A 23,546-nucleotide genomic window follows, 5' to 3' on the forward strand; every position below is an offset into this window, starting at 1 on the left:
ATAAAAAAATAAGCTGTATATTTACAGCTTATTTTTGAATCATATCTTTAATTGGTGCGAATGACTTGCGGTGTTCATCTAGTACTCCATGCACTTCAATTGCCTCTAAATGTTGCTTTGTGCCATATCCCATATGTTGCTCAAATCCATATTCAGGATACTTCTCTCCCAGTTCTTTCATCATACGATCTCTCGTTACTTTTGCTATAATGGATGCTGCTGAAATCGAAACACTTTTCGCATCACCTTTAATAATTGATGTTTGCGGAATTGGTGTAGGAAGCTTCATCGCATCAATTAATAAATGTTGAGGTGTACAAGATAAATTTGCAACTGCATCTAACATCGCTTGTTTCGTTGCTTGGTAAATATTAATGTCATCAATAACTTGCGGTGATACAATTCCTACTCCAATTGCAATTGCTTGTACTTTTATTTCATCATAAAAACGCTCACGTTTCGCTTCACTTAACTTTTTCGAGTCATTTAACCCTGGAATATAAAAATCCTCAGGAAGAACGACAGCTGCCGTCACAACAGGCCCAGCCAATGGCCCGCGCCCTACTTCATCAATACCCGCGATATATGTGACCCCTTTTTCACGCAAAGCATTTTCATACTTGGACATTTCAAAAAACTTCTCTTTTTCTTTCTGTTCTAACTCTTTTTGTTTATACCACTTCAAAACGAGCTTTTGAACACCTTTTCGATCATCTTTCATTAACAGTTGAAAGCGATCATCTTCTTCATTCATAATTTCTTTCAATACATTTTCCGCTTCTTTTATCGTCATAGTTTGCATTTATACAAGCTCCTTTTTAAACATATCCAAAAAGAAAAGACGCACAAACGCACGTCTTATACTTCTTCTATTTTTTCCACATCTTCCACTTGCTCTCCAAACTCTTCTGGTGTTTCAAACGTCATTTTTCCAAGTTTGCCACCACGAAGCTCACGAAGCACAAGCTCAGATGTCTTATCATAATCAATCATTCCGCCGCCCATTAAGCAACCTCTATTTTTTCCAATTGCATCGAATAATTCCACAATATCTTCTGGAATCTCATTTAAATTATAGCGTTCTTTCAAGCGTTCTGGATAATGTTTCTCCATAAAACGTAATGCGTAAACAGCTACATCTTGTAAATTTAAAATTGAATCTTTAATTGCACCCGTTGTCGCTAAACGAAGACCCACTAATTGATCTTCAAATTTAGGCCACAGAATACCTGGTGTATCTAACAATTCCATTTCCTTCCCAACTTTAATCCATTGTTGAGCTGTTGTCACACCTGGACGATCTCCTGTTTTAGCAATATTTTTCTTTGCCAATTTATTAATCAATGTAGATTTACCAACATTTGGTATACCTACAATTAATGCACGAATCGCTCTCGGTCTAATACCTTTTGCAACCATTTTATCAAATTTTTCTTTAACAAGCACTTTACAAGCTGCTGCAATTTCCTTCATACCTTGTCCAGCTTGCGCGTTAATCGAAATTGCCATATGGCCGTTTTCTTTAAAATATGCGATCCATTGTTTTGTTAAACGATCATCCGCCATATCCGCTTTATTTAAAACAACAAGCCTTGGCTTATGTGTAATGATTTCATCAATCATTGGGTTTCGAGATGATAATGGTAATCGAGCATCTACAAGTTCAATTACAACATCAATTAATTTTAATTTCTCCGTTACTTGGCGTCTAGCCTTCGCCATATGCCCTGGAAACCATTGAATTACCATGTTGCCACCTTCTTTTTCATTTATTTCACAATACGTGCGTCTTCTAACGGCCAATATAACATATTAGCTTTACCAATTACTTGATCCATTGAAATCGTACCGATTGAACGGCTATCTTTACTAAAACGACGATTATCACCTAAAACAAATAATTGATCTTTTGGAACGGTTTTCTTGCCTGTCATTTCTTCAAGATTAAAATCATATGTAAGCGGTCCGTCAGCAATTTGCTTTTTCTGCTTGTCTAAATACGGCTCCTCATAAGCTTTTCCGTTAACATACAGTTTATCATTACGATACTCTATTTCATCGCCTGGCAGGCCTATAATGCGCTTAATGTAATCTTTATCTTCTGTTGCTCGAAATACGATAATATCAAAGCGTTTTGGATCTCCAATGTGATAACCAATTTTATTCACAATCATTCGATCACGATCATGTAAAGTAGGTGCCATCGATACCCCGTCTACGAGAATTGGCGCAAAGAAAAACTGTCTAATAACACCAGCTAATACAACAGCAATCAAAATTGCTTTAATCCATTCCCAAAGTGAACTCTTCTCTTTTTTCATGCATTTCCCCTCCACGGTTATGTAAACTGCTCGTATTATACCAAAATTTCATATAGATTGGAAAAAGGGAGCTTGTGCATTTACAAGCTCCCATACATGTCTTATCGAATTTCTTTAATACGTGCTTTTTTACCGCGAAGGTTACGTAAGTAGTATAACTTAGCACGACGTACTTTACCACGGCGAAGTACTTCGATTTTCGCGATTCTTGGCGTGTGAACTGGGAATGTACGCTCAACACCTACACCGTAAGAAATCTTACGAACTGTGAATGTTTCACTGATTCCGCCACCACGACGTTTAATTACAACACCTTCGAAAAGCTGAATTCTTTCACGAGTTCCCTCAACAACTTTTACGTGTACACGTAAAGTGTCACCAGGACGGAATGAAGGAAGGTCAGTTTTTAATTGGCCTTTTGTAATTTCTGCGATTAATTGTTGCATATTAAATTCTCTCCTTTAAACAGATGCTCTTATAAAGTCTTAATAAATTACAGCGGAACATCGTTAATACGGCTACTGATTTCAGTAGCACAAATGTTATAATAGCATATTACTAGGCCTGTTGCAATAGCAAATATATGAAGTTATTACTGCTCTCGCTTTATTTCCTCAAGCCATTTTTTCTCTTGTTTAGATAACTCTCTCTCATCTAACAAATCAGGTCTACGCGTATACGTTCGACGCAAAGATTCCTTATGTCGCCATTCATCAATGTTTTTATGATTCCCTGACATTAATACATCCGGTACCTTCATACCACGAAAATCAGCCGGACGTGTATAATGAGGATGCTCTAATAAACCTGTACTAAACGAATCCTCTACTTGTGAAGCATGATTTCCTAGCACACCTGGCAAGAGACGTACAACACTATCAGTAATAACCATAGAGGCTAATTCTCCGCCCGTTAATACATAGTCACCAATAGAAATCTCATCCGTTACGAGATGCTCACGAATTCGTTCGTCATACCCTTCATAATGCCCACATACGAAGATCAAATGTTCTTCCCCTGCAAGCTCTTCCGCTTTCTTCTGCGTAAATCTTTCGCCCTGCGGACACATTAAGACAACTCTAGGCTTACGCTCTGTCTCTTTCGTCAAATCTTCTACAGCATCAAAAATAGGCTGAGGAGTAAGCACCATACCAGCTCCTCCGCCGTAAGGATAATCGTCTACGCTATTATGCTTACTTGTTGTATAATCACGAAAGTTAACAACACGAAGGTTTACCGCTTCTTTTTCTTGTGCCTTCTTTAATATAGAAGATCCAAATACACCGGTAAACATGTCTGGGAACAACGTTAAAATATCAATTTTCATTATAGCAGCCCTTCCATTACATGAATGGTTACTAATTTATTTTCAATATTAACTTGAAGTACAACGTCATCGATATAAGGAATTAAGAGATCTTGACCCTTCGGGCGTTTAATTACCCAAACATCATTTGCACCAGGAGATAGAATCTCTTTGATTGTCCCTAGCGCTTCTCCTTCTTCCGTTACAACACTGCAACCAATAATTTCATGATAGTAGTATTCACCTTCAGCAAGTTCACCTAACTGCTCTTCTGGTACTTTTATTAAAGAACCTTTAAACTTCTCTACTTCATCTACATTGTTATATCCTTCAAATGTTAATAAATCGAATGTCTTATGTTGGCGATGAGAAGTTACCTTCACCGGAAGGTAGTCTGTGCCTTTCTCATTCGATATGTATAACGTGTTTCCTACTTTATATCGCTCTTCTGGAAAATCAGTACGAGAAATAACACGGATTTCTCCTCTTACGCCATGAGTATTTACAATTTTCCCTACGTTAAACCATTTTGTCATAAATAGTATGTCACCCCTGGTTTCTATATAAATTAAGCATCTCCATTTCACAGATGGAACATGCACTCTCTATTTAAATGTTAAAAAAGGGAGAGGAATAACTCCTCGCCCTTTTTTACGTTTATTGAATTTCCAGTGTTACTTTTTCATCATTATGATGTCCCACTGAATACAAGAGCATTCGAATCGCTTTCGCAACTCTCCCTTGCTTTCCAATGACTTTTCCAACATCCTCAGGATGTACAGTTAATCGATACTTTATCTCTCCGTTGCAAAGTTCCTGTGTAACTTTTACATCTTCAGGATAATCGACAAGAGGCTTGACAATCGTCTCGACTAACTTCTTCATAGTCATTGCCTCAATTACTTACCTTGTTTAGATAAGTGGAATTTCTCCATGATACCTTGGTTAGAGAATAAGTTACGAACTGTATCAGATGGTTTAGCACCATTTCCTAACCATTTTAATGCTGCTTCTTCGTTGATCTTAACTTCAGCTGGTTGAGCAACTGGATTGTAAGTTCCGATTTCCTCAATGAAACGTCCGTCACGAGGAGAACGAGAATCTGCAACAACTACACGATAGAAAGGAGTTTTTTTAGCTCCCATACGTTTTAAACGAATTTTAACTGCCATTTATAAAGCACCTCCGAATTTATTTCACACAGATAATTATATTAGCAAAAAGACTATTGCTTTGTAAAGTATTTTTTCTTAACAGAGCCATCTTTTTTTCCTTACATGAATGGAAACTTCAATCCACCTAGTCCTTTTTTCTTACCTTTTTGCATTCCCGTCATCGTCTTCATCATTTTTTTCATGTCATCGAATTGTTTAATTAGACGATTGATTTCTTGTACAGTTGTACCGCTACCTTTGGCAATGCGCTTTTTGCGACTAGCATTGATTATTTCCGGTTGTTCTCGTTCTAATTTAGTCATAGAACGAATAATTGCCTCAATATGCCCAATTTGTTTTTCATCAACTTGTGCATTTTTCAGCCCTTTAATTTTATTTGCACCAGGAAGCATTCCTAACAATTCATCAAGCGGCCCAAGTTGACGCACTTGTCCAAGTTGTTCTAGGAAATCGTCAAGCGTAAACGAAAGCGTACGCATTTTTTGCTCAAGTTCTTTCGCTTTCTCTTCATCAACTGTAGCTTGCGCTTTTTCAATCAATGTTAAGACATCGCCCATCCCTAAAATACGGGATGCCATACGCTCTGGATGGAACGCTTCAATTGCATCTAGTTTTTCACCCATACCAGCAAATTTAATCGGCGTGTTTGTTACAGCCTTAATAGATAATGCAGCACCACCGCGCGTATCACCATCTAATTTCGTTAATACAACACCTGTTAAACCTAACTGTTCATGGAAACTTTGCGCAACATTTACCGCGTCTTGTCCCGTCATCGCATCGACAACAAGGAAAATTTCATCCGGTTTCGCAACTTCTTTAACTTTCGCTAATTCATCCATTAGTTCTTCATCAATATGCAGGCGACCCGCTGTATCGATTAAAACATAATCGTGATGATCTTCTTTTGCTTTTGCAATCGCTTGTTTCGCAATTTCAACAGGACTTACTTGATCTCCTAAAGAGAATACAGGCATGTCCAATTGCTTCCCTAATGTTTCAAGCTGTTTAATCGCTGCTGGACGGTAAATATCCGCTGCAACAAGCATCGGTTTACGGTTATGCTTTTTACGAAGCAAATTCGCAAGCTTACCTGTCGTCGTTGTTTTACCCGCACCTTGCAGACCAACCATCATAATAACAGTCGGTGGCTTATTAGCAACAGCAATTTTGCTTTGCTCTCCGCCCATAAGTTCTGTAAGTTCTTCCTGTACAACTTTAATTACTTGTTGTCCAGGTGTCAAACTTTTCATTACATCTTGTCCGACAGCACGTTCAGACACACGCTTCACAAAATCTTTTACTACTTTAAAGTTAACATCTGCTTCTAAAAGAGCTAGACGAACTTCTCTCATCATTTCTTTCACATCGGCTTCAGAAACTTTTCCTTTGCCGCGGATTTTTTGCATTGTCTGTTGAAGTCGGTCGGCTAATCCTTCAAATGCCATATTGCCGCCCTCCTAATCTAATTTTTCGATAGCTTCAACAACTTGTTTCATTTCTTCATTTACATGCTCTTCTTCGCTGATTAGCTGTTTTAGCTTTGCAACAAGTCGCTGTCGCTCTTGAAACTTTTGAAGTAATACTAATTTTTCTTCATATTCTTCAAGCATCGCTTCAGTCCGTTTAATGTTATCATACACGGCTTGGCGACTTACATCAAATTCTTCCGCAATTTCACCAAGAGATAAATCATCTAGATAATAAAGCGACATATAACTTCTTTGTTTTTGCGTTAACAACGATTGATAAAAATCAAATAAATAGTTCATTCTCGTTGTTTTTTCGAGCATGTTGGATCATCCTTTGTTAAGTGATTTCCCTTTACATGAATTAGTTTACATGTAGTCCAAAAGAGTGTCAAGTTTTTTTCTTAACATCATATATTTTTTATAGAAAAAGAAGCGGAAATACCGCTCCTTTCACTTATACTTCTTCTGTTTCTACTAAGTTCGCAAATAAACCATACACATATTGTTCTGGATCAAACTGTTGCAAGTCATCCATTTGCTCTCCTAATCCAACAAACTTCACTGGTACATCCATTTCGTTACGAATCGCTAATACAATACCACCTTTAGCAGTTCCATCTAACTTCGTTAAAACAATACCAGTTACATTCGTTGCTTCACGGAATGTTTTCGCTTGGCTTAAACCGTTTTGTCCTGTTGTTGCATCAATAACAAGTAATACTTCATGAGGAGCACCTGGTACTTCACGCTCAATTACACGCTTCACCTTCTCTAATTCTTTCATTAAATTTACTTTATTTTGCAAGCGTCCTGCTGTGTCACATAGTAATACATCTACCTTACGTGCTTTCGCAGCTTGTACAGCGTCATACATAACCGCCGCTGGATCAGATCCAGATCCTTGTTTAATCACTTCTACACCAACGCGATCGCCCCATACTTCTAATTGTTCAATCGCTCCAGCACGGAATGTGTCTCCTGCCGCTAATAGGACTGACTTACCTTCTGATTTAAACTTATGCGCCAGTTTACCAATTGTCGTCGTTTTTCCTACACCATTAACACCAACAAATAAAACAACCGTTAATTGGTCCTCTTGCATATTAATTTCGTTACTAAAATCGCTGTCGCCTTTGTAAATTCCTACTAGTTTTTCTGAAATAACAGCTTGTACTTCTTTTGGATCTTGAATGTTACGACGTTGTACTTCTTCTTTCAATTGGTCAATTAATTCCATTACCGTCGCAACGCCAACGTCTGCACCGATTAAGATCTCTTCTAACTCTTCGAAAAAATCTTCGTCCACTTTACGGTAACGATACACTAAATCATTCACTTTATCCGCAAATGAATTTCTCGTTTTTTCTAATCCTTGTTTAAATTTCTCTGTAACTGTATCCGTTTGTTTTGAAATTTTTTCTTTTAGTTTTTTAAAAAAACTCATACTTTCCCATCCTTCCTATTCACTTGCAATAAGTTCTTCTCCGGCGTCTAAACGAACCGAAACAAGTTTAGATACCCCTGATTCTTGCATTGTTACACCGTACAACACATCAGACTCTTCCATTGTACCTTTTCTATGTGTAATTACAATAAACTGCGTCTCATTACTGAATTTCTTTAAATACTGTGCAAAACGAGCTACATTCGCCTCATCAAGGGCTGCCTCTACCTCATCTAGTACACAGAATGGTACTGGGCGTACTTTTAAAATACCAAATAAAAGCGCAATTGCTGTTAAAGCACGCTCTCCACCTGAAAGTAAACCTAAGTTCTGCAGTTTCTTCCCTGGCGGTTGTGCTACAATATCAATACCCGTATTTAGTAAATCCTCTGGATTAGTCATTACTAAATCCGCTCTACCGCCTCCAAATAATTCAGAGAATACCGATTGAAACTCCATTCTAATGCCTTCGAACGTAGTAGAAAAGCGTTTTTTCATTTCTTCATCCATTTCGGTAATAAGCTGGTGCAATGTCGCTTTCGCTTCTTCTAGGTCGTCTCTCTGCTCTAGTAAGAATGTATGACGCTCCGCTACACGTTCATATTCATCAATTGCCCCTAGGTTCACTGTACCTAACTCTTCTATAGATAATTTGATTAATTTTACTTTCTTACGCGCATCTTCTGCAGGCATTGTCATTGTATATTTTAGTTTTGCCGCTTCAAATGAAATCGTATATGTTTCACGTAAATGTTGTAATCTATTTTCCAACTCTACATCAAGTCGATTTATTCTCACTTCTTGATCTTTCAACATTTCAAGAATATATTTATGTTTACCTGTCGTTTCTTTCAAATTGCGCTCTAAATGTTCTACCCTCTCTTGCAACGATACACGTTGTTCACGACGAGAGCGAATTAATTCTGAAGTTTGATTACGATCATATGCTTTCTTCTCAATCATATTCGTAATTTGCTCTTCACCACTTGAATTAGATGTCATTTCTTGTTTTAAGAACGCTAAATCCTCTTTCGTTTTTACAAGTGTCGCATCCCTTTCTTCTTTTTCCTTCGTCAATCGTTCAACTTTTTCTTTTTGATTAAATAAGCGTTGTTGCTTTTCAGCTACCAGCACTTTTAACTCTGTCATTTCTTTTTGAACTTTTTCTTTCGAAGAATGTTGCTCACTTTTTTGTTTTGTTAAAGCTACAATTTTACTATCTAACTTAGTGATATCAGCTTGAAGATTCGTTAAAATCCCTTCTAACTCCTCTTTACGCCCTTGCATTTTTACTCGATCTTGTAAAAACCCTTCAATCTCTAAATCATAAATAGACAATCGATCATTAATACGATGTTCTTCTAATTCTAGACGATTAATCTCTTCTCTTAATTTCTGCTCATCTACACGATCTACTTCTACAGTTTGCCTTAGTTCGCGTATTTTCACTTCTTTTTCTTGAATCTCTTGTTTTACTGCTTTAACAAAGTTTTCTAACTTCATTGTTTTTTCTTCCATATTAGTTAACTTGCGAGTCCACTCTTCCAGTTCACGTTGGCGTCCTAATAAAGAAGATTTCGCTTGCTTTACCGCCCCACCAGTCATAGAACCGCCAGGATTCACTACATCACCTTCGATTGTTACAATGCGATAACGGTATTGCAGTTGTTTCGCCAACTCATTTGCTCCGCGTAAATCTTTCGCAACAATAACCGTACCTAATAAATTTGAAACTACATTTTCATATTTATTGTTGTACTGCACAAGTTCTGCCGCCACACCTACAAACGATGGGTGTTGATTTGCAATGCGTAATTGCTCAAATGATAAAGACCTGCTTTTAATAACAGCTTGCGGTAAAAACGTTGCACGTCCATGTTTATTTTGCTTTAAAAATGCTATCGCATTACGAGCATGCTCCTCTGTTTGTACAACAATATGCTGCATCGCTGCACCTAGAGCAATTTCCATTGCAACTTCGTATTCTTTCGGTACCGTTAACAGTTCCGCAACAGCACCCTCGATACCTTGCAACCTATTTTCTCTAGCTTTCAATACTTCACGTACACCTTGATAGAATCCAGAATAATCTTCTTGCATCTCTTCAAGCATTTCTTTTCGAGAACGTGCCTGTTGCACAAATTGATATGCTTGATACAGTTTTGTTTCATTTTCACTATACTGCGTCTTACATTTCCCAAGCGCCGCCTCTGTCTTCTGTATGTTTGAGAGAATGCCAGCTACTTTTTCTTTCGCTTGTTCGTAACTTTCTACAAGTTTCGTCTTTTTCGCTGTAATTTCCATACGCATTTCTACATATTTCGCATTCTCTTCATCTAGACGCTCGTTTTTAGACGTTTGCTGTTTAGATTGTTCTTCAATCATAGATAATTCATTACGATGACTAGCTTGTTGATTTAAAAGCTCAATATAGTCACCTTTTAAATTCTCAATCTGTTCCTCTAAATTGTCAGCAAAAGTAGCAAGCAGTTGCTCATTATCATGCAATTTTTGCTCCAACTCTTTTACTTCATTCACAAATTGCATTAAAGCTTCTGTACTTGACTCAATCTCACCATCGTAACTTTTAGCTTTCTCTGTTAATTCAACAATTAACTGCTCAAGTTGCGCGCAATGCGTCGTAGCATTTTGCTTTCTCTCTTTTAACAACTCGCGCTGCCCTTCAAGTTTTTCTAGCTCTTTACTAGAAAGAAGAAGTACTTCTTGCAACGAGTCTACAGACTCATCTACCGCTTGTAATTGTCCTCGTAATTCCTCAAGCTCTTCTTCACTTTTTTGTAAATTCGTTGACATTTTAGCTTCTTCGTTTTTATTATGCCCAAACTGATTTCGAAGCGCTTCCCATTTCTCGTGCAATTCTTCAATTTCATGGACAATAAGCGCAGCTTCTACTTTCTCTAATTCTTCTTTATTCTCAAGATAATCTTTCGCAATAGAAGCTTGTCTTTCTAAAGGTTCTACTTGACTACTTAATTCATGAATTATATCTTGTACACGATTTAAGTTTTCTTGTGTTTCTGCTAATTTCCCTTCAGCTTTCTTTTTGCGAAGTTTGTATTTTAGTACGCCTGCCGCTTCTTCAAATACACCTCGACGCTCTTCTGACTTACTACTTAAAATCTCTTCCACTTTCCCCTGGCTAATAATTGAAAAAGCTTCTCTTCCCATACCAGAGTCCATAAATAAATCGATAATATCTTTCAATCTACATGATTGTTTATTAATATAAAAATCACTATCACCTGAACGAGATACACGACGTGTTACACACACCTCGTTGTATTCAATTGGTAAACGTTGATCTTCATTATTTAAAGTTATTGTTACTTCAGCAACATTAACCGCTCTCCTCGTATCACTGCCTGCAAAAATAATATCCTCCATCTTTGCACCACGTAATGATTTTGCAGATTGTTCACCAAGTACCCAGCGAATTGCATCAGTAATATTACTTTTCCCGCTTCCATTAGGTCCTACTACAGAAGTTACACCTGGGACAAAATCAACAGATACACGCTCAGCAAAAGACTTAAACCCTGCTATTTCTAATCTTTTTAAAAACACGAAAGGCCTTCCTCCTATTCTCCGTCGTTATAAATGTTCTCTATACAAAAACAAGTATTATACGGATTTACCTTCTTTTTCATTATAAACAAAAAGAAAGTTTCATTCTATGCACAAGGAATCCCCCTCATTCAAAGGGGGATTCCTTATAGTTGTTCTTTTAATTTTTTCAATGCTTCTGCAGCAGCTTGTTGCTCTGCTTCTTTTTTCGACTTACCACTACCAAGACCTAAAGCTACGTTATTTAACGTAACACGTGACACAAATTCTCGATTGTGAGCTGGTCCTTTTTCTTGCAAAATTTGATACTCAACATTGCCACTGCCATCACGCTGAATCAATTCTTGCAACTGACTCTTATAATCCATCACATGAGAAAAAGCACCCTCATTAATTTTCGGATATACAATTTCTTTTAAGAATTCCCAAACTGTTTCTAGCCCTTGATCAAGATAAAGGGCACCAATAAACGCTTCAAAGACATCCGCTAATAAAGCTGGTCGTTCACGTCCACCTGTCATTTCTTCACCTTTTCCTAATAAAACAAGGCTACCAAATGACAATTCGTTCGCAAAACGAACAAGAGATGGCTCACATACAATAGCTGCACGTAGTTTTGTTAACTCTCCTTCGCTCATTGTCGGATATTTTTGAAACAGATACTGCGATACAGTCAGTTCCAATACTGCATCTCCAAGAAATTCAAGACGCTCATTATCTTCATGCGGTTTTTTTCGATGCTCATTCACATACGATGAATGCGTAAATGCTTGAATCAATAATTTTTCATCTGTAAACGTAATACCTATCTTTTCTTGAAACACTTTAAATGCTTCACGATATTTTGTTTCGTATTTTTTTTCTCTATATTTTCGGTACGGCATAGGTCCCTCCAGATATAAGCCAGAAAGCCCCGCTAAAAAACGGGACTTCACTTAAGCATTATAGATGACTCTCTATGTAAGTCACAGCATCGCCAACAGTAGCAATCTTTTCAGCATCTTCATCAGAAATTTCCATTTCGAATTCATCTTCTAATTGCATTACAAGTTCTACTACATCTAGGGAGTCTGCTCCTAAATCTTCCTTGAAGCTTGCAGCTGGTACTACCTCAGTCTCTTCTACTCCTAAACGATCAACGATGATTTTTGTTACGCGCTCTAAAACATCTGCCATTCCATTCACCTCCCCTCAAATATTATATTAAATATTGACCAAAAAAACTAGGTGAAATCGATTCTTTTATTACATTACCATACCGCCATCAACATTTAACGTTTGACCTGTAACATATTTGCTTTGATCAGAAGCAAAAAACGTTACAGCATTCGCGATATCTTTCGCTTCACCAAATTGAGCAGCTGGAATAACTTTTAACATTTCGGCTTTAATATTCTCATCTAGTACATCCGTCATATCAGTCGCAATAAAGCCCGGCGCAATTGCATTCACTGTAATATTTCGACTTGCTAACTCTTTTGCAGATGTTTTTGTTAATCCAATAACACCCGCTTTAGCAGCAACATAGTTAGCTTGTCCTGGGTTTCCTATAACACCAACAACCGAAGCGATGTTTATAATTCTACCGTGACGTTGACGCATCATATAACGAGATACTGCTTTTGTACATAAGAATACACCTTTTAAGTTCGTATTAATAACTGTATCCCATTCTTCTTCTTTCATACGCATTAATAAATTATCTTTCGTTACACCAGCATTATTTACAAGAATATCAACTTGTCCAAATGTATCTACTGTTTGTTTCACCATATTTGTAACATCATCAGCATTTGCAACATCTGCTCTTACCGCAATTGCATCAGAACCTAATTTTTTAATTTCATCTACTACTTCATTTGCTTTTTGTTCATTACCAGCATAATTTACTACTACATTTGCCCCTTGTTTCGCTAAATCAATCGCAATCGCGCGACCAATTCCACGTGAAGCGCCAGTTACTAATGCTACCTTCCCTTTTAACATCAGTTTTCTCCTCTCAAATTTGAAATGGTATCTTTTAATGTCTCTTCATCGTATATCGCATATGCTTTTACTGATGAATCAATTGACTTCATAAGTCCAGCAAGTACTTTTCCAGGTCCAATTTCAATAAATGTATCTACTCCCTGGTTCACCATATATTCAATAGACGGGTACCATAATACAGGCGAATAAAGCTGTTCGATTAACTTTTCTTGAATGTCTGCACCACGTGTAATAACTTCCGCCGTAACATTTGCAATAACAGGAATATTCGTGTCATGAATTGTAATTTCATTTAAAACACTTTGGAACTTCTCAGCTGCCGGCTTCATAAGTGAAGAATGGAATGGCCCACTTACTTTTAGTGGAATCGCTCTCTTTGCACCATTTTCTTTCGCTCTTTGAGAAGCAACCTCTACGCCTTGCTTCGTTCCAGAAATCACAATTTGCTTCGTACTATTCATATTAGCGATTTGCACTGCATATCCTTCACTTGTTACTTCTTCTGTAACTTGTTTCAGCATATGTGGGTCAGCACCTAATATAGCTGCCATTGCGCCTTCCCCGCCCGGAACAGCTTCTTCCATATATTCGCCACGTTTCCTTACAGCATATACAGCATCTTCAAAAGTTAATGCACCAGCTGCTACAAGAGCACTATATTCACCTAAACTATGACCAGCGACAAAGTCAGGTGTAATGTCATACTCTTTCAAAGCTGTCAAAATAGCAAAACTCGTTGTTAATAATGCAGGCTGCGCATTTGTTGTTAATGTAAGCTTTTCCTGCGGTCCTTCAAAAATCACTTCTGAAAGTGAATCTTCCAACACCTCATCTGCTTTTGCAAACACTTTTGCAACCTCTTTATTATTCTCTGCTAATTGTTTACCCATTCCAACTGCCTGTGAACCTTGGCCCGGAAAAAGAAATGCTATTTTTCCCATTTCAAATCCTCCTCTTATTGGAGTGACTCTTTCTCCATTACGCTTGAAATCGTAGGAATTACTTCTTTCGCTACCATTTCTCTCGTTTGACGAATCGCACTAAATATCGACTGATCATTAGAAGAACCGTGAGCCTTAATGACAGGTGCTTTCAATCCAAATAATGCAGCTCCTCCATACTCCGAATAATCCATTTTATCTTTTAATACCATAAGTTTTGGCTTTAATACCGCCGCTGCTAATTTGCTCGTAAATGAACTCATTAACTGTTCTTTCAACATAGAGAATAGCGCAAGTGCTGTTCCCTCTAATGATTTCAACGCTACATTCCCTGTAAAACCATCACATACAACAACATCTGCTACACCTTGCAATAAATCTCTTGATTCAACGTTCCCCACGAAATTAATTGGCGCATCTTTAAGCATTGCAAATACTTGCTTTGAAAGCTCGTTTCCTTTTCCATCCTCTGTTCCAACGTTTAATAGTCCAACGCGAGGATTTTCAATTCCTCTTACCTTCTCAGCATAAACAGATCCCATTACTGCATATTGATATAAATGAATTGGTTTTGCATCAACATTTGCTCCAACATCTAACATAACAAAACCTTTTCCATCTACAGTTGGCATTGTAGGCGATAAAGCTGGTCTCTCAATTCCTTCCATACGACCGACTACAAATAATCCAGCTGCCATTAAAGCTCCTGTACTACCTGCGGATATACAAGCGTCTGCTTCTCCATCCTTTACTTGTTGTGCCGCAAGCACCATTGAAGCTTGTTTTTTTCGACGAACCGCTCTTACTGGTTCCTCCGTTGATTCTATTTTTTCGTCTGTATGAAGAATAGTAATTCGTTCATCACTCGTTAAGTATTGACGAATTTCCTCTTCTTTCCCTACTAACGTAATATGTAAATCAGAATATTCCTTAATAGCTTTCATTGCCCCTAATACTACAGCCTTTGGAGCGTGATCTCCGCCCATTGCATCTATTGCGATTTTCATAAGTTGTTACCTTCCTCACTATAATTACTAGATCGATACATTTCAAAAGTGCCTGTAAAAACAAGTTCTTCTCCAACGAAGCTACGCACTTTGACAACCGTCCGTCCTTTATCATTCTCTACATCTTCAACGCGCGCTTTTGCAACAACACGCTCTCCTAATTTTACAGGGCGAATGTATCGAATGGTAGACTTTGCAGTTAAAGCTAATTCTTCATCAATAACCGCAACAGCTAGTGAGTTTGCTTGCGCAAACAGATGATGCCCACGAGCGATTTGATTTCTTTTAAATACATGTTCTATCTTTACTTCAAAGATAGAGATTGCATGTCTATCTAATTCAATATCAATAATTTCTCCAACAACCTCTTCTAACGGTAAAGATTTCACATCTTCTTCATGTTGCTTTGTAGCTACATGTTTAATTCTCTCTCTTAATTCAGGAATAGACAATTCCATACGATCAAGTCGTACCGTTTGTATACTCACTTGAAATTTTTCCGCTAAATCTTCATCCGTAATAAAAGGATTTGATTCGATTGTTTGTTGTAATAACTCTTGTCTTTCTTTTTTACTTCTTCTTTTTTTCATACCGCACCATCCATTTTTATGACTAGGTACTAACAGTAGTATATAATCATTAAAAGTAGAATGCAACAAAAACTTTTGTTGACTCCCTTTAATCGAGCTTCTCTCCTTGGAACACACCTGTCCCATCAAGATACGTACGCAAGGCAGCATACTGATCATTGTGCCAAAACGCTTCTGAATCTACTAGTATCGCCGCATCTTGCCTTGCCGTTTCTAACGCTCGATAATCATGTACCATGTCAGCAACCTTAAATTCTGGTAAGCCACTTTGCTTACTCCCAAAGAAATCTCCAGGACCTCGTAATTCTAAATCTTTTTCTGACAATACAAATCCATCATTTGTTTCAGTCATTATGCGCATTCTTTCTTTCCCTGTTTCTGATTTAGGGTCTGCTATTAATAAACAATATGATTGTTCACTACCACGGCCGACACGCCCTCTAAGCTGATGAAGCTGCGATAAACCGAAACGTTCTGCATCATAAATAACCATTACAGTCGCATTCGGTACGTTCACACCTACTTCAACAACTGTTGTCGATACAAGAATTTGTACTTTATTTTCACTAAACTGTCCCATTATCTCTTCTTTTTCCTGAGACGATAATCTCCCATGCATCAATCCAACTTGGCATTTCCCTTGGTAATGATGCGTCAGCATACTATGTAAGTCGATAGCATTTTGCACATCAAGTTTCTCAGATTCTTCAATTAGAGGACAAATAACGTATGCCTGTCTTCCTTTTTTTATCTCCTTTTCAACGAAACCGAGAACGCGATCTAACATATCATGTTTTGCCCAGTATGTTTCAATCACCTTTCTACCTGCTGGCATCTCATCGATTATCGAAACATCCATCTCTCCAAATGCAGTAATTGCAAGCGTACGCGGAATTGGTGTCGCTGTCATAAATAATACATCTGGACTTTCACCTTTCTCCCGTAAAACTCGGCGCTGCGCTACACCAAATCGATGCTGTTCATCTGTAATAACGAGACCCAACCTATGAAATATAACTTCATCTTGAATTAAGGCATGCGTTCCAACAAGAATATCTATTTCTCCTTGTTCTAACTCCGCTAAAATTTCTCGACGTCTCGCCCCTTTAACAGAACTTGTTAACAGTTCCACCTTCATACCAAAATGCGAAAACGTTTCAGCAAGCGACTGATAATGTTGCTCAGCTAAAATTTCTGTAGGAACCATTAAAGCACCTTGATAATGAGCTAATTTCGATGCATAAAGACCAATCGCAGCAACAACTGTTTTCCCAGAACCAACGTCACCTTGCAATAGTCGGTTCATCCGATAAGGAGATGTCATATCTTTCAAAATTTCATCTACAACTCGGCGCTGCGCACCCGTTAATGGAAACGGCAGTGCATCGATAAATTCTTGTAATTCTGCTGACGGAATCTCTTTCTTCGTCCCTTTTGAATTTTCCCTCTCCATTTTCCGGAGCGTTTGCATTTTCAGCTGAAATAAGAAAAATTCTTCATATACAAAACGGCGACGCGCTTGCTTCAAATCTTCCTGTCCTACCGGAAAATGCAATGCCCTGAGCGCTTCATATCTTGGTAATAATTTATATCGCCCTAACAAACCATCCGGTAACACTTCGACTATAGAATCTCCATATTCCTTTAACGCTTGAGCAATAAAACGACGCATCTGTTTTACTGTAAGTTTCCCCTTTACTGAATAAACAGGTTCCACTTCTTGTTGACGTACAACCGGTCCAAAATGAAGTTCTGATACAGCAATTGTTTGACGATGTTGATCCCATTTACCAGTAATCGTTATCGTTTCATCTAACTTTAATTTTTGCTTATAGTAAGGCCTATTAAAACATACCGCCGTAATTAAATAACGACCGACGAGAACACGAACTGTTAAACGCGATTTCTTCTTACCATAATATTGCAGCAAAGGAGCACTATGAACCTTCCCTTCAACCGTTACACGTTCATCATGCTTTACTTCAGCAAGATCTTTCATCGCATAATCTTCATAACGGTACGGAAAATGTTCTAATAGATGAGAAACTGTATAAATACCCATCTCATGTAGTAACTCAGATGTTTCTCCTCCGATCCCCTTTACATCCGTAACAGGAACTTGTACAACATCATTCAAGATTCTCACACCCCGTCACATTATTTTCTTTATTGCATTTTATTTGAGTACCAATTAGCATCTGTAATCGCTCTCTTTCACCTTATATATTCTATCATAGGCATTCTAAGAGAAACTACTCAAATCCCTTATATAAAACAAGTAAAAAAGAGCCTCACTATTAGCAGCAAGGCTCTTTTCTCTCTTCAATATGCTAGCCTTTTGAATAAAAACTAGTAATAAACTTCATATTACTACTTCTTATCCATTAGCAAGTAAGTAATCCATTTATTTTCAAAACGAATCTTATCTTATTCTACAGAGAAGATGAAAGAATACACTGGTTGGTTTCCAGCATGTACTTCTACTTCTGCATCTTCAAATTTCTCTTCTACAAATTCAACTAACTCCGCTACTTCTTCATCAGTTGCATCTTCCCCTTGTAGAATCGTTACGATTTCAGAATCTTCATCAATAAGCGCTTCTAGTAATTGCTTCGCAGCTCCTACTTTTTCAGCATTTGTAGATACAATTTTCCCATCTGCAATACACATGAAATCATCTTTTTGAATTGCTACACCATCAATTTCCGTATCACGTACAGCATACGTAATTTGACCTGTTTTCACATGAGATAAAGCTTCTTGCATGTTTTCTTCATTCTCTTCTAACGTTCCAACTGGGTTAAATGCTAACATTGCTGCCATACCTTGAGGAACTGTTTTCGAACGAACAACAATAACTTCTTGATCTACAACTGATGCCGCTTGTTCTGCTGCCATTACAATATTTCCGTTATTCGGTAAAATAATGATTTTTTCAGCATTTGCTTCTTCAATTGCCTTCACGATATCCTCCGTACTTGGATTCATCGTTTGACCACCTTCGATAACTTTCGTTGCGCCGATGCTCTCAAATAAAGTTTTAATACCAGAACCCATAGCTACAGTTACGATACCATATGGTTGTTTTTCCTTCGATTGAGCTGGTTGCTCAGGAACCATAGTAGGTTCATCTAACAAAGCAGTATGCTGTTCACGCATATTTTCTACTTTAATCTTAATTAAACTACCGTATTTTTGCCCGTAGTTCATAGCGTCTCCAGGATGTTCTGCATGGATATGAACTTTTACAATTTCATCATCAGACACAACTAGTAGAGAATCACCATATACACTAATATCTTCACGGAATTTTTGTTCAGAGAAATTATGCTCTTTCACCTTTTCAGCCTCTAATTTCACCATGAACTCCGTACAATATCCATACTTAATATCTTCTGTACTCAATTGGCTTTGTACACTACGGTGATGTTCTGCGCGTACCATTTCATTCATAGATGGTTGCGTCGGTGCATCAGAAGAAATCGTTTCTCCTTTTAAGTCAGCTAAAAATCCTTCGTATACCACTACAAGACCTTTACCACCGCTATCTACAACGCCAACTTGTTTTAATACAGGTAATAAATCTGGCGTACGATTTAACGATGCGTTTGCTTCTTTCACAACGTCTTCCATAAACAAAACAAAGTCGCGCTGTTTTTTCGCAACTGTTACTGCATATTTACCCGTTTCTCTTGCAACCGTTAAAATCGTTCCTTCAATCGGTTTCATAACCGCTTTATAAGCCGCCTCTACTCCAGCTTCTAGTGCTGCAGCAAAATCAACTGTTGTTAATTCTTCTTTTTGTTCAATGGATTTAGAGAAACCACGGAACAACTGAGATAAAATAACTCCAGAGTTACCACGAGCTCCCATTAATAATCCTTTGGCTAAACTTACGCCGACTTTACCAGCATGCTGTGAAGGATTTGCTTTCACTTCACGCGCACCTGAAGTCATAGATAAGTTCATGTTTGTACCGGTATCGCCATCTGGAACTGGAAATACGTTTAATGCATCAACAAGCTGAACATTATTTGTTAAATTATTCGCTCCTTGCATGATCATTTGTGATAAACGTTTTCCATCAATTTTTTGAATTGACACAGATTTTCCTCCTTAATGCACATTACAAGTTTATTACTTTAACTCCTTGTACGTAGATGTTTACAGAATCTACTGCTAGTCCTACAGTTTGATCTAATGTATATTTCACTTTCGTCTGCACATTATGTGCCACTTCTGAAATTTTCGTACCATAGCTCACAATAATATACATATCAATATGTACTTCATCTTCATCTTTACGAACAATAACACCTCTAGTGAAGTTTTCTTTTCGTAAAATGTCTGTTAATCCATCTTTTAACTGATTTTTTGATGCCATACCTACGATACCGTAGCAATCTACCGCGGCACCTCCAGCAATTGTTGCAATTACATCTGTACTAATATCAATTTGACCGTACTTCGTTTTAATTTCAATTGACATCTCGTTTCCCCCTTCATAAATGGTGAAAGTGAGCTAGACTACTTTAGTTACTATCATATAATCTTTTTAAAGAAAATTCCATCGTTCTTTCTTTTCACTCTCATATTTTATGTTTTAAATTACACTTTTTTATGATGAGCAAAATAGTCCATTGTTATTATACAACATGTACCACTATAATATGTCAAGCAATTTTTATGGATTTCAACTTTTCTTCATTGACATATAGTGTCAAGTAAATTTTCTTGATTTCTTTTTTCTACGGTGTTGCATTCTCTTTTTAGTTGTGTTAAATTATAGTAGTGTTTTTAGCATCGCATAAAAGACTAACATTGAAAAATTACGTATGGTAAGGTATCAAGGGAGGGAAATATAAATGGCTCGTGTTTGTGCTATTACTGGAAGAAAAGCTCGTTCTGGTAACTCTCGTTCTCACGCAATGAACGCTACAAAACGTAAGTGGGGCGCTAACCTTCAAAAAGTTCGCGTACGCATCGACGGAAAAGTTCAACGTGTTTACGTTTCTGCTAGAGCATTAAAATCTGGCAAAATCGAACGTGTTTAATAATAAAAAAAAGAGCCGATAGGCTCTTTTTTTACTATAACAATGGAAAAAGCACCGGTGATAGGTGCTTTTTTTAATCTTTTTTGAAGGTATTTAACATTGCACGAACAATTCCACCAAGAAATTTAGGTAACTTAATTGTATAAAATCTCATGGTTTCCCTCCTAATCCCCATTACTCCACTTGGTCACTATATGATGTAAGGAGCAAAATTGTTTCTTCAATCAGTGCTTCTTATCAACATTAATATGCCAGAAGTAAATGAAAAAGTACCTTTTTCCTCAACGAGTTCGTTACTAATACAAAGTGTTGATCCCCACTCTATTGTTTTATTAGTAAGCGGGTACTTAAAACCAAACAATGTAATCCCTTCCACTATTTCAGTAACTGGTACAAAAGATACATAAGGAAAGTTTTTATTTTCTTCAATTATATGTGTACCCACTTTTTTAACTGTTATTTCATTTTTATTGTCCACAATACACATTTCTATCTCTAGTTCTAACCCTTTTAAAAGCATCTGTATATTTGCCAAACCGTGATCAAGCCTTCCACCGGTAGCACCAAAAATACGAATTAGTGCCGGCTTCTGTCCTAATGCCCAGTTAATTGCAATTTCTAAATCCGTTTGATCTTTTTCTCGCGGAACAATATGTAATTCGTTCGTTTGCTGTCCCATCCATACTAATTCTTCTTCAGTAACTGAATCGTAATCTCCAAACGCAACAGCCGGTGTAATCCCTTTCTTTAATAGACGGTATACTCCCCTATCAACCGCTGCCCACACTACTTCCTCATTCTCATATCGAGCAAAATCTGCGCAATATTCCGAAGGCCCTCCTGCCAAAATATGAATAATCATTTTTTCTTCCCCTTCCATTGTAAAAAGGCAATCTGCCATTCGGTAGATTGCCTTTTTACATATTTTTACCCTATCCTATAAATACCTTACTAGGATAAAAGTTCATCACTACCCACGAATTACGCGAATTGCTTCACCGCGGTCTTTTTGATTGTATACTGCTGACCCAGCTACAAGTACATTTGCTCCTGCTTCCACACAAAGCTTTGCTGTTTCAGCATTTACACCACCATCAACTTCAATTTCTACTTCTAGATTGCGCTCTTTCACCATGTCTGCAACTTGTTTAATTTTCGGTAATACAGAATGGATAAACTTCTGTCCACCAAATCCAGGGTTTACTGTCATAAGTAATACCATATCTATATCTTCTAATACATGCTCAATTACTGAAACTGGCGTATGTGGATTTAATACAACGCCCGCTTTAATACCATGAGATTTAATTAACTGAATTGTACGATGTAGATGCGGACACGCCTCTACGTGAACAGTAATAATATCCGCTCCCGCTTGTGCGAAAGTCGGGATATAGTTATCAGGATTTTCAATCATTAAATGTACATCTAATGGTAATGATGTAATCGGACGGATTGCTTCTACAATTAACGGTCCAATCGTAATATTTGGTACGAAATGTCCATCCATTACGTCAACGTGAATGTAATCCGCTCCACCCTTTTCTACATCTTTAATCTCTTCCCCTAATTTTGAAAAATCTGCTGATAAAATCGATGGTGCAATTTTAATCATAACTAATACCTCGGCTTTCTCTCTCTAATTTCTTCTACGAATTGTTTATAGTTCTTATAGCGATATTCTGTAATCTTCCCTTCTTCAACCGCAGCTTTCACCGCACATTTCGGTTCAGAAAGATGTGTACACCCTCTAAATTTACAGTATTGGCTCGCTTCTTTCAACTCTGGAAAACAATATGTAAGATCTTCGACTTCTATATCAATGAAATCTAGTGAACTAAACCCCGGTGTATCTGCTACTAGTCCACTCCCAATTGCAATTAATTCTACGTGTCTTGTCGTATGCTTCCCGCGTCCTAAATGGGAGGAAATATCATTTGTTTTCAGCTCTAATTCTGGACGTAGCACATTAAGCATTGAAGATTTCCCCACACCAGATTGACCCGCAACGACAGAAACACAATTTTCTAAGTATGGTTTTAATATATCAATACTTTCTGACGTATTAATAGAAGTAAATAAAACATCATAACCCATCTCACGATAATCATTCGCATAAGCTTCAACAGTTGCTTTCATCTTTTCATCTACTAAATCCATCTTGCTAATACAAATAATTGGCTTAATGTTATGATATTCAATCAGCACTAAAAATCGATCTAACAGTCCAGGATTAAAATCTGGTTCTACTGCAGAGAACACAAGGATCGCTTGATCGACATTAGCAATAGGAGGTCTAACAAGTTCATTTTTTCGATCAAACACTTCAAGCACATAACCTTCAGTTGGATTATCTGCCTGAAAAACAACTTGGTCTCCTACAAGTGGTGTAATTTTATTTTTTCTAAATACACCTCGTCCACGACATTGCGTAACCCCTTCTTCATGCTGCACGTAATAAAACCCACTTAAAGCTTTTATAATTTTTCCTTCTGGCATAGAATTCTCCTTTTTTGTATAAGGTGATGCTGAATTTAAAAATGAATGGATTTAAATTTTTCTAAATAACGATTTCAAAACCTACCATATATACTTTCGCTAATATACATTAAATTTCCCATTAAATGCAAAAAAATATTTACAGCTGCATCACTTTACTAGC

The 23,546-nt window shown here is 37.4% G+C and carries 26 protein-coding genes; 1 reads left to right on the forward strand and 25 read right to left on the reverse strand.

All coding sequences use genetic code 11. The annotated features are described in order from the left end of the window. Window positions 1-28 precede the first annotated feature (28 nt). The 21 genes from ACTFR3_RS10260 to ACTFR3_RS10360 all read right to left on the reverse strand — a co-directional run bounded on the left by ACTFR3_RS10260 (window position 29) and on the right by ACTFR3_RS10360 (window position 20,319). Complete coding sequence (locus tag ACTFR3_RS10260) at window positions 29-802, reverse strand: ribonuclease HII (RefSeq protein ID WP_001194265.1); 774 nt, start codon at window positions 800-802, stop codon at window positions 29-31. 56 nt (window positions 803-858) lie between these two features. Next, window positions 859-1,749 (reverse strand): ribosome biogenesis GTPase YlqF, encoded by an 891-nt coding sequence (gene ylqF / locus ACTFR3_RS10265; protein ID WP_017672865.1) that lies wholly within the window; start codon window positions 1,747-1,749, stop codon window positions 859-861. A 20-nt stretch (window positions 1,750-1,769) separates the two neighbouring features. After that, window positions 1,770-2,321: a signal peptidase I gene (lepB, locus tag ACTFR3_RS10270; protein ID WP_000711853.1), complete on the reverse strand. Its 552-nt coding sequence runs from the start codon at window positions 2,319-2,321 to the stop codon at window positions 1,770-1,772. 101 nt (window positions 2,322-2,422) lie between these two features. Continuing rightward, window positions 2,423-2,767 (reverse strand): 50S ribosomal protein L19, encoded by a 345-nt coding sequence (gene rplS / locus ACTFR3_RS10275; protein WP_001186516.1) that lies wholly within the window; start codon window positions 2,765-2,767, stop codon window positions 2,423-2,425. Window positions 2,768-2,913: 146 nt separating this feature from the next. Further along, window positions 2,914-3,648 (reverse strand): tRNA (guanosine(37)-N1)-methyltransferase TrmD, encoded by a 735-nt coding sequence (gene trmD / locus ACTFR3_RS10280; protein ID WP_000686903.1) that lies wholly within the window; start codon window positions 3,646-3,648, stop codon window positions 2,914-2,916. Further along, entirely contained in the window at window positions 3,648-4,163 is a 516-nt protein-coding gene (gene rimM, locus ACTFR3_RS10285) for a ribosome maturation factor RimM (protein WP_000170278.1), read from the reverse strand. Before rimM ends, trmD begins: the two co-directional genes overlap by 1 nt. 121 nt (window positions 4,164-4,284) lie before the next feature. Beyond that, complete coding sequence (locus ACTFR3_RS10290; protein ID WP_000737401.1) at window positions 4,285-4,512, reverse strand: KH domain-containing protein; 228 nt, start codon at window positions 4,510-4,512, stop codon at window positions 4,285-4,287. 14 nt (window positions 4,513-4,526) lie between these two features. Next, window positions 4,527-4,799 (reverse strand): 30S ribosomal protein S16, encoded by a 273-nt coding sequence (gene rpsP / locus ACTFR3_RS10295; protein WP_000268750.1) that lies wholly within the window; start codon window positions 4,797-4,799, stop codon window positions 4,527-4,529. A gap of 101 nt (window positions 4,800-4,900) precedes the next feature. Further along, window positions 4,901-6,250, reverse strand: a complete 1,350-nt coding sequence (gene ffh / locus ACTFR3_RS10300; protein ID WP_000863460.1) for a signal recognition particle protein — start codon at window positions 6,248-6,250, stop codon at window positions 4,901-4,903. A gap of 12 nt (window positions 6,251-6,262) precedes the next feature. After that, window positions 6,263-6,595, reverse strand: a complete 333-nt coding sequence (locus ACTFR3_RS10305; protein ID WP_000891062.1) for a putative DNA-binding protein — start codon at window positions 6,593-6,595, stop codon at window positions 6,263-6,265. Window positions 6,596-6,728: 133 nt separating this feature from the next. Then, complete coding sequence (gene ftsY, locus ACTFR3_RS10310; protein WP_000007655.1) at window positions 6,729-7,718, reverse strand: signal recognition particle-docking protein FtsY; 990 nt, start codon at window positions 7,716-7,718, stop codon at window positions 6,729-6,731. A 15-nt stretch (window positions 7,719-7,733) separates the two neighbouring features. After that, the gene (gene smc, locus ACTFR3_RS10315; RefSeq protein WP_440044401.1) at window positions 7,734-11,303 is read right to left on the reverse strand and encodes a chromosome segregation protein SMC; all 3,570 of its coding nucleotides are present in this window, start codon (window positions 11,301-11,303) and stop codon (window positions 7,734-7,736) included. 146 nt (window positions 11,304-11,449) lie between these two features. Then, window positions 11,450-12,187: a ribonuclease III gene (rncS, locus tag ACTFR3_RS10320; RefSeq protein WP_001146875.1), complete on the reverse strand. Its 738-nt coding sequence runs from the start codon at window positions 12,185-12,187 to the stop codon at window positions 11,450-11,452. A gap of 58 nt (window positions 12,188-12,245) precedes the next feature. Next, the gene (acpP, locus tag ACTFR3_RS10325) at window positions 12,246-12,479 is read right to left on the reverse strand and encodes an acyl carrier protein (protein WP_000786062.1); all 234 of its coding nucleotides are present in this window, start codon (window positions 12,477-12,479) and stop codon (window positions 12,246-12,248) included. 69 nt (window positions 12,480-12,548) lie between these two features. Beyond that, window positions 12,549-13,289, reverse strand: coding sequence for a 3-oxoacyl-[acyl-carrier-protein] reductase (fabG, locus tag ACTFR3_RS10330; protein ID WP_000911773.1), 741 nt, complete (start codon window positions 13,287-13,289; stop codon window positions 12,549-12,551). Continuing rightward, window positions 13,289-14,233 carry an ACP S-malonyltransferase gene (fabD, locus tag ACTFR3_RS10335; protein ID WP_000515899.1) on the reverse strand — a complete coding sequence of 315 codons (945 nt, stop codon included), beginning with the start codon at window positions 14,231-14,233 and terminating at the stop codon, window positions 13,289-13,291. The genes fabG and fabD overlap by 1 nt, the downstream gene beginning before the upstream one ends. A gap of 14 nt (window positions 14,234-14,247) precedes the next feature. Then, window positions 14,248-15,240 carry a phosphate acyltransferase PlsX gene (plsX, locus tag ACTFR3_RS10340; RefSeq protein WP_000684100.1) on the reverse strand — a complete coding sequence of 331 codons (993 nt, stop codon included), beginning with the start codon at window positions 15,238-15,240 and terminating at the stop codon, window positions 14,248-14,250. Next, on the reverse strand, window positions 15,237-15,830 hold the full coding sequence (fapR, locus tag ACTFR3_RS10345; protein ID WP_000747348.1) for a transcription factor FapR: 594 nt from the start codon (window positions 15,828-15,830) through the stop codon (window positions 15,237-15,239). The genes plsX and fapR overlap by 4 nt, the downstream gene beginning before the upstream one ends. Window positions 15,831-15,918: 88 nt before the next feature. Further along, window positions 15,919-17,967 (reverse strand): ATP-dependent DNA helicase RecG, encoded by a 2,049-nt coding sequence (recG, locus tag ACTFR3_RS10350; RefSeq protein WP_406903793.1) that lies wholly within the window; start codon window positions 17,965-17,967, stop codon window positions 15,919-15,921. Window positions 17,968-18,257: 290 nt separating this feature from the next. Then, window positions 18,258-19,934 (reverse strand): DAK2 domain-containing protein, encoded by a 1,677-nt coding sequence (locus ACTFR3_RS10355; RefSeq protein ID WP_000027129.1) that lies wholly within the window; start codon window positions 19,932-19,934, stop codon window positions 18,258-18,260. A gap of 22 nt (window positions 19,935-19,956) precedes the next feature. Continuing rightward, window positions 19,957-20,319 carry an Asp23/Gls24 family envelope stress response protein gene (locus tag ACTFR3_RS10360; protein ID WP_000021109.1) on the reverse strand — a complete coding sequence of 121 codons (363 nt, stop codon included), beginning with the start codon at window positions 20,317-20,319 and terminating at the stop codon, window positions 19,957-19,959. Window positions 20,320-20,695: 376 nt separating this feature from the next. Between ACTFR3_RS10360 and rpmB the strand changes: the two genes are divergently transcribed. After that, complete coding sequence (gene rpmB / locus ACTFR3_RS10365) at window positions 20,696-20,884, forward strand: 50S ribosomal protein L28 (RefSeq protein ID WP_000124776.1); 189 nt, start codon at window positions 20,696-20,698, stop codon at window positions 20,882-20,884. Between the two features lie 73 nt (window positions 20,885-20,957). Here the strand turns inward: rpmB and spoVM are convergent, their stop codons facing one another. The 4 genes from spoVM to rsgA form a co-directional block, all read right to left on the reverse strand. Beyond that, window positions 20,958-21,038, reverse strand: coding sequence for a stage V sporulation protein SpoVM (spoVM, locus tag ACTFR3_RS10370; protein ID WP_001213599.1), 81 nt, complete (start codon window positions 21,036-21,038; stop codon window positions 20,958-20,960). 66 nt (window positions 21,039-21,104) lie between these two features. Then, entirely contained in the window at window positions 21,105-21,785 is a 681-nt protein-coding gene (locus ACTFR3_RS10375; protein ID WP_406903792.1) for a thiamine diphosphokinase, read from the reverse strand. Between the two features lie 69 nt (window positions 21,786-21,854). Then, the gene (gene rpe / locus ACTFR3_RS10380) at window positions 21,855-22,499 is read right to left on the reverse strand and encodes a ribulose-phosphate 3-epimerase (protein ID WP_000589973.1); all 645 of its coding nucleotides are present in this window, start codon (window positions 22,497-22,499) and stop codon (window positions 21,855-21,857) included. Between the two features lie 2 nt (window positions 22,500-22,501). Next, on the reverse strand, window positions 22,502-23,383 hold the full coding sequence (rsgA, locus tag ACTFR3_RS10385) for a ribosome small subunit-dependent GTPase A (protein ID WP_001113932.1): 882 nt from the start codon (window positions 23,381-23,383) through the stop codon (window positions 22,502-22,504). Between the last annotated feature and the right edge of the window lie 163 nt (window positions 23,384-23,546).

The sequence above is a fragment of the Bacillus cereus group sp. MYBK14-1 genome (assembly GCF_051916885.1).
Taxonomy (GTDB): domain Bacteria; phylum Bacillota; class Bacilli; order Bacillales; family Bacillaceae_G; genus Bacillus_A; species Bacillus_A cereus.

Coding starts and splice junctions, on each gene's coding strand:
- ffh (WP_000863460.1), bottom strand. CDS start 6,250: ATGGCATTTGAAGGATTAGCCGACCGACTTCAACAGACAATGCAAAAA.
- fabG (WP_000911773.1), bottom strand. CDS start 13,289: ATGTTAAAAGGGAAGGTAGCATTAGTAACTGGCGCTTCACGTGGAATT.
- lepB (WP_000711853.1), bottom strand. CDS start 2,321: ATGAAAAAAGAGAAGAGTTCACTTTGGGAATGGATTAAAGCAATTTTG.
- rncS (WP_001146875.1), bottom strand. CDS start 12,187: ATGCCGTACCGAAAATATAGAGAAAAAAAATACGAAACAAAATATCGT.
- rpmB (WP_000124776.1), top strand. CDS start 20,696: ATGGCTCGTGTTTGTGCTATTACTGGAAGAAAAGCTCGTTCTGGTAAC.
- ACTFR3_RS10305 (WP_000891062.1), bottom strand. CDS start 6,595: ATGCTCGAAAAAACAACGAGAATGAACTATTTATTTGATTTTTATCAA.
- ACTFR3_RS10290 (WP_000737401.1), bottom strand. CDS start 4,512: ATGAAGAAGTTAGTCGAGACGATTGTCAAGCCTCTTGTCGATTATCCT.
- ACTFR3_RS10360 (WP_000021109.1), bottom strand. CDS start 20,319: ATGTCAATTGAAATTAAAACGAAGTACGGTCAAATTGATATTAGTACA.
- ylqF (WP_017672865.1), bottom strand. CDS start 1,749: ATGGTAATTCAATGGTTTCCAGGGCATATGGCGAAGGCTAGACGCCAA.
- trmD (WP_000686903.1), bottom strand. CDS start 3,648: ATGAAAATTGATATTTTAACGTTGTTCCCAGACATGTTTACCGGTGTA.
- spoVM (WP_001213599.1), bottom strand. CDS start 21,038: ATGAGATTTTATACAATTAAGTTACCTAAATTTCTTGGTGGAATTGTT.
- fapR (WP_000747348.1), bottom strand. CDS start 15,830: ATGAAAAAAAGAAGAAGTAAAAAAGAAAGACAAGAGTTATTACAACAA.
- rsgA (WP_001113932.1), bottom strand. CDS start 23,383: ATGCCAGAAGGAAAAATTATAAAAGCTTTAAGTGGGTTTTATTACGTG.
- acpP (WP_000786062.1), bottom strand. CDS start 12,479: ATGGCAGATGTTTTAGAGCGCGTAACAAAAATCATCGTTGATCGTTTA.
- plsX (WP_000684100.1), bottom strand. CDS start 15,240: ATGAAAATCGCAATAGATGCAATGGGCGGAGATCACGCTCCAAAGGCT.
- ACTFR3_RS10375 (WP_406903792.1), bottom strand. CDS start 21,785: ATGGCAGATTGCCTTTTTACAATGGAAGGGGAAGAAAAAATGATTATT.
- rplS (WP_001186516.1), bottom strand. CDS start 2,767: ATGCAACAATTAATCGCAGAAATTACAAAAGGCCAATTAAAAACTGAC.
- rpe (WP_000589973.1), bottom strand. CDS start 22,499: ATGATTAAAATTGCACCATCGATTTTATCAGCAGATTTTTCAAAATTA.
- ftsY (WP_000007655.1), bottom strand. CDS start 7,718: ATGAGTTTTTTTAAAAAACTAAAAGAAAAAATTTCAAAACAAACGGAT.
- fabD (WP_000515899.1), bottom strand. CDS start 14,233: ATGGGAAAAATAGCATTTCTTTTTCCGGGCCAAGGTTCACAGGCAGTT.
- ACTFR3_RS10260 (WP_001194265.1), bottom strand. CDS start 802: ATGCAAACTATGACGATAAAAGAAGCGGAAAATGTATTGAAAGAAATT.
- rimM (WP_000170278.1), bottom strand. CDS start 4,163: ATGACAAAATGGTTTAACGTAGGGAAAATTGTAAATACTCATGGCGTA.
- rpsP (WP_000268750.1), bottom strand. CDS start 4,799: ATGGCAGTTAAAATTCGTTTAAAACGTATGGGAGCTAAAAAAACTCCT.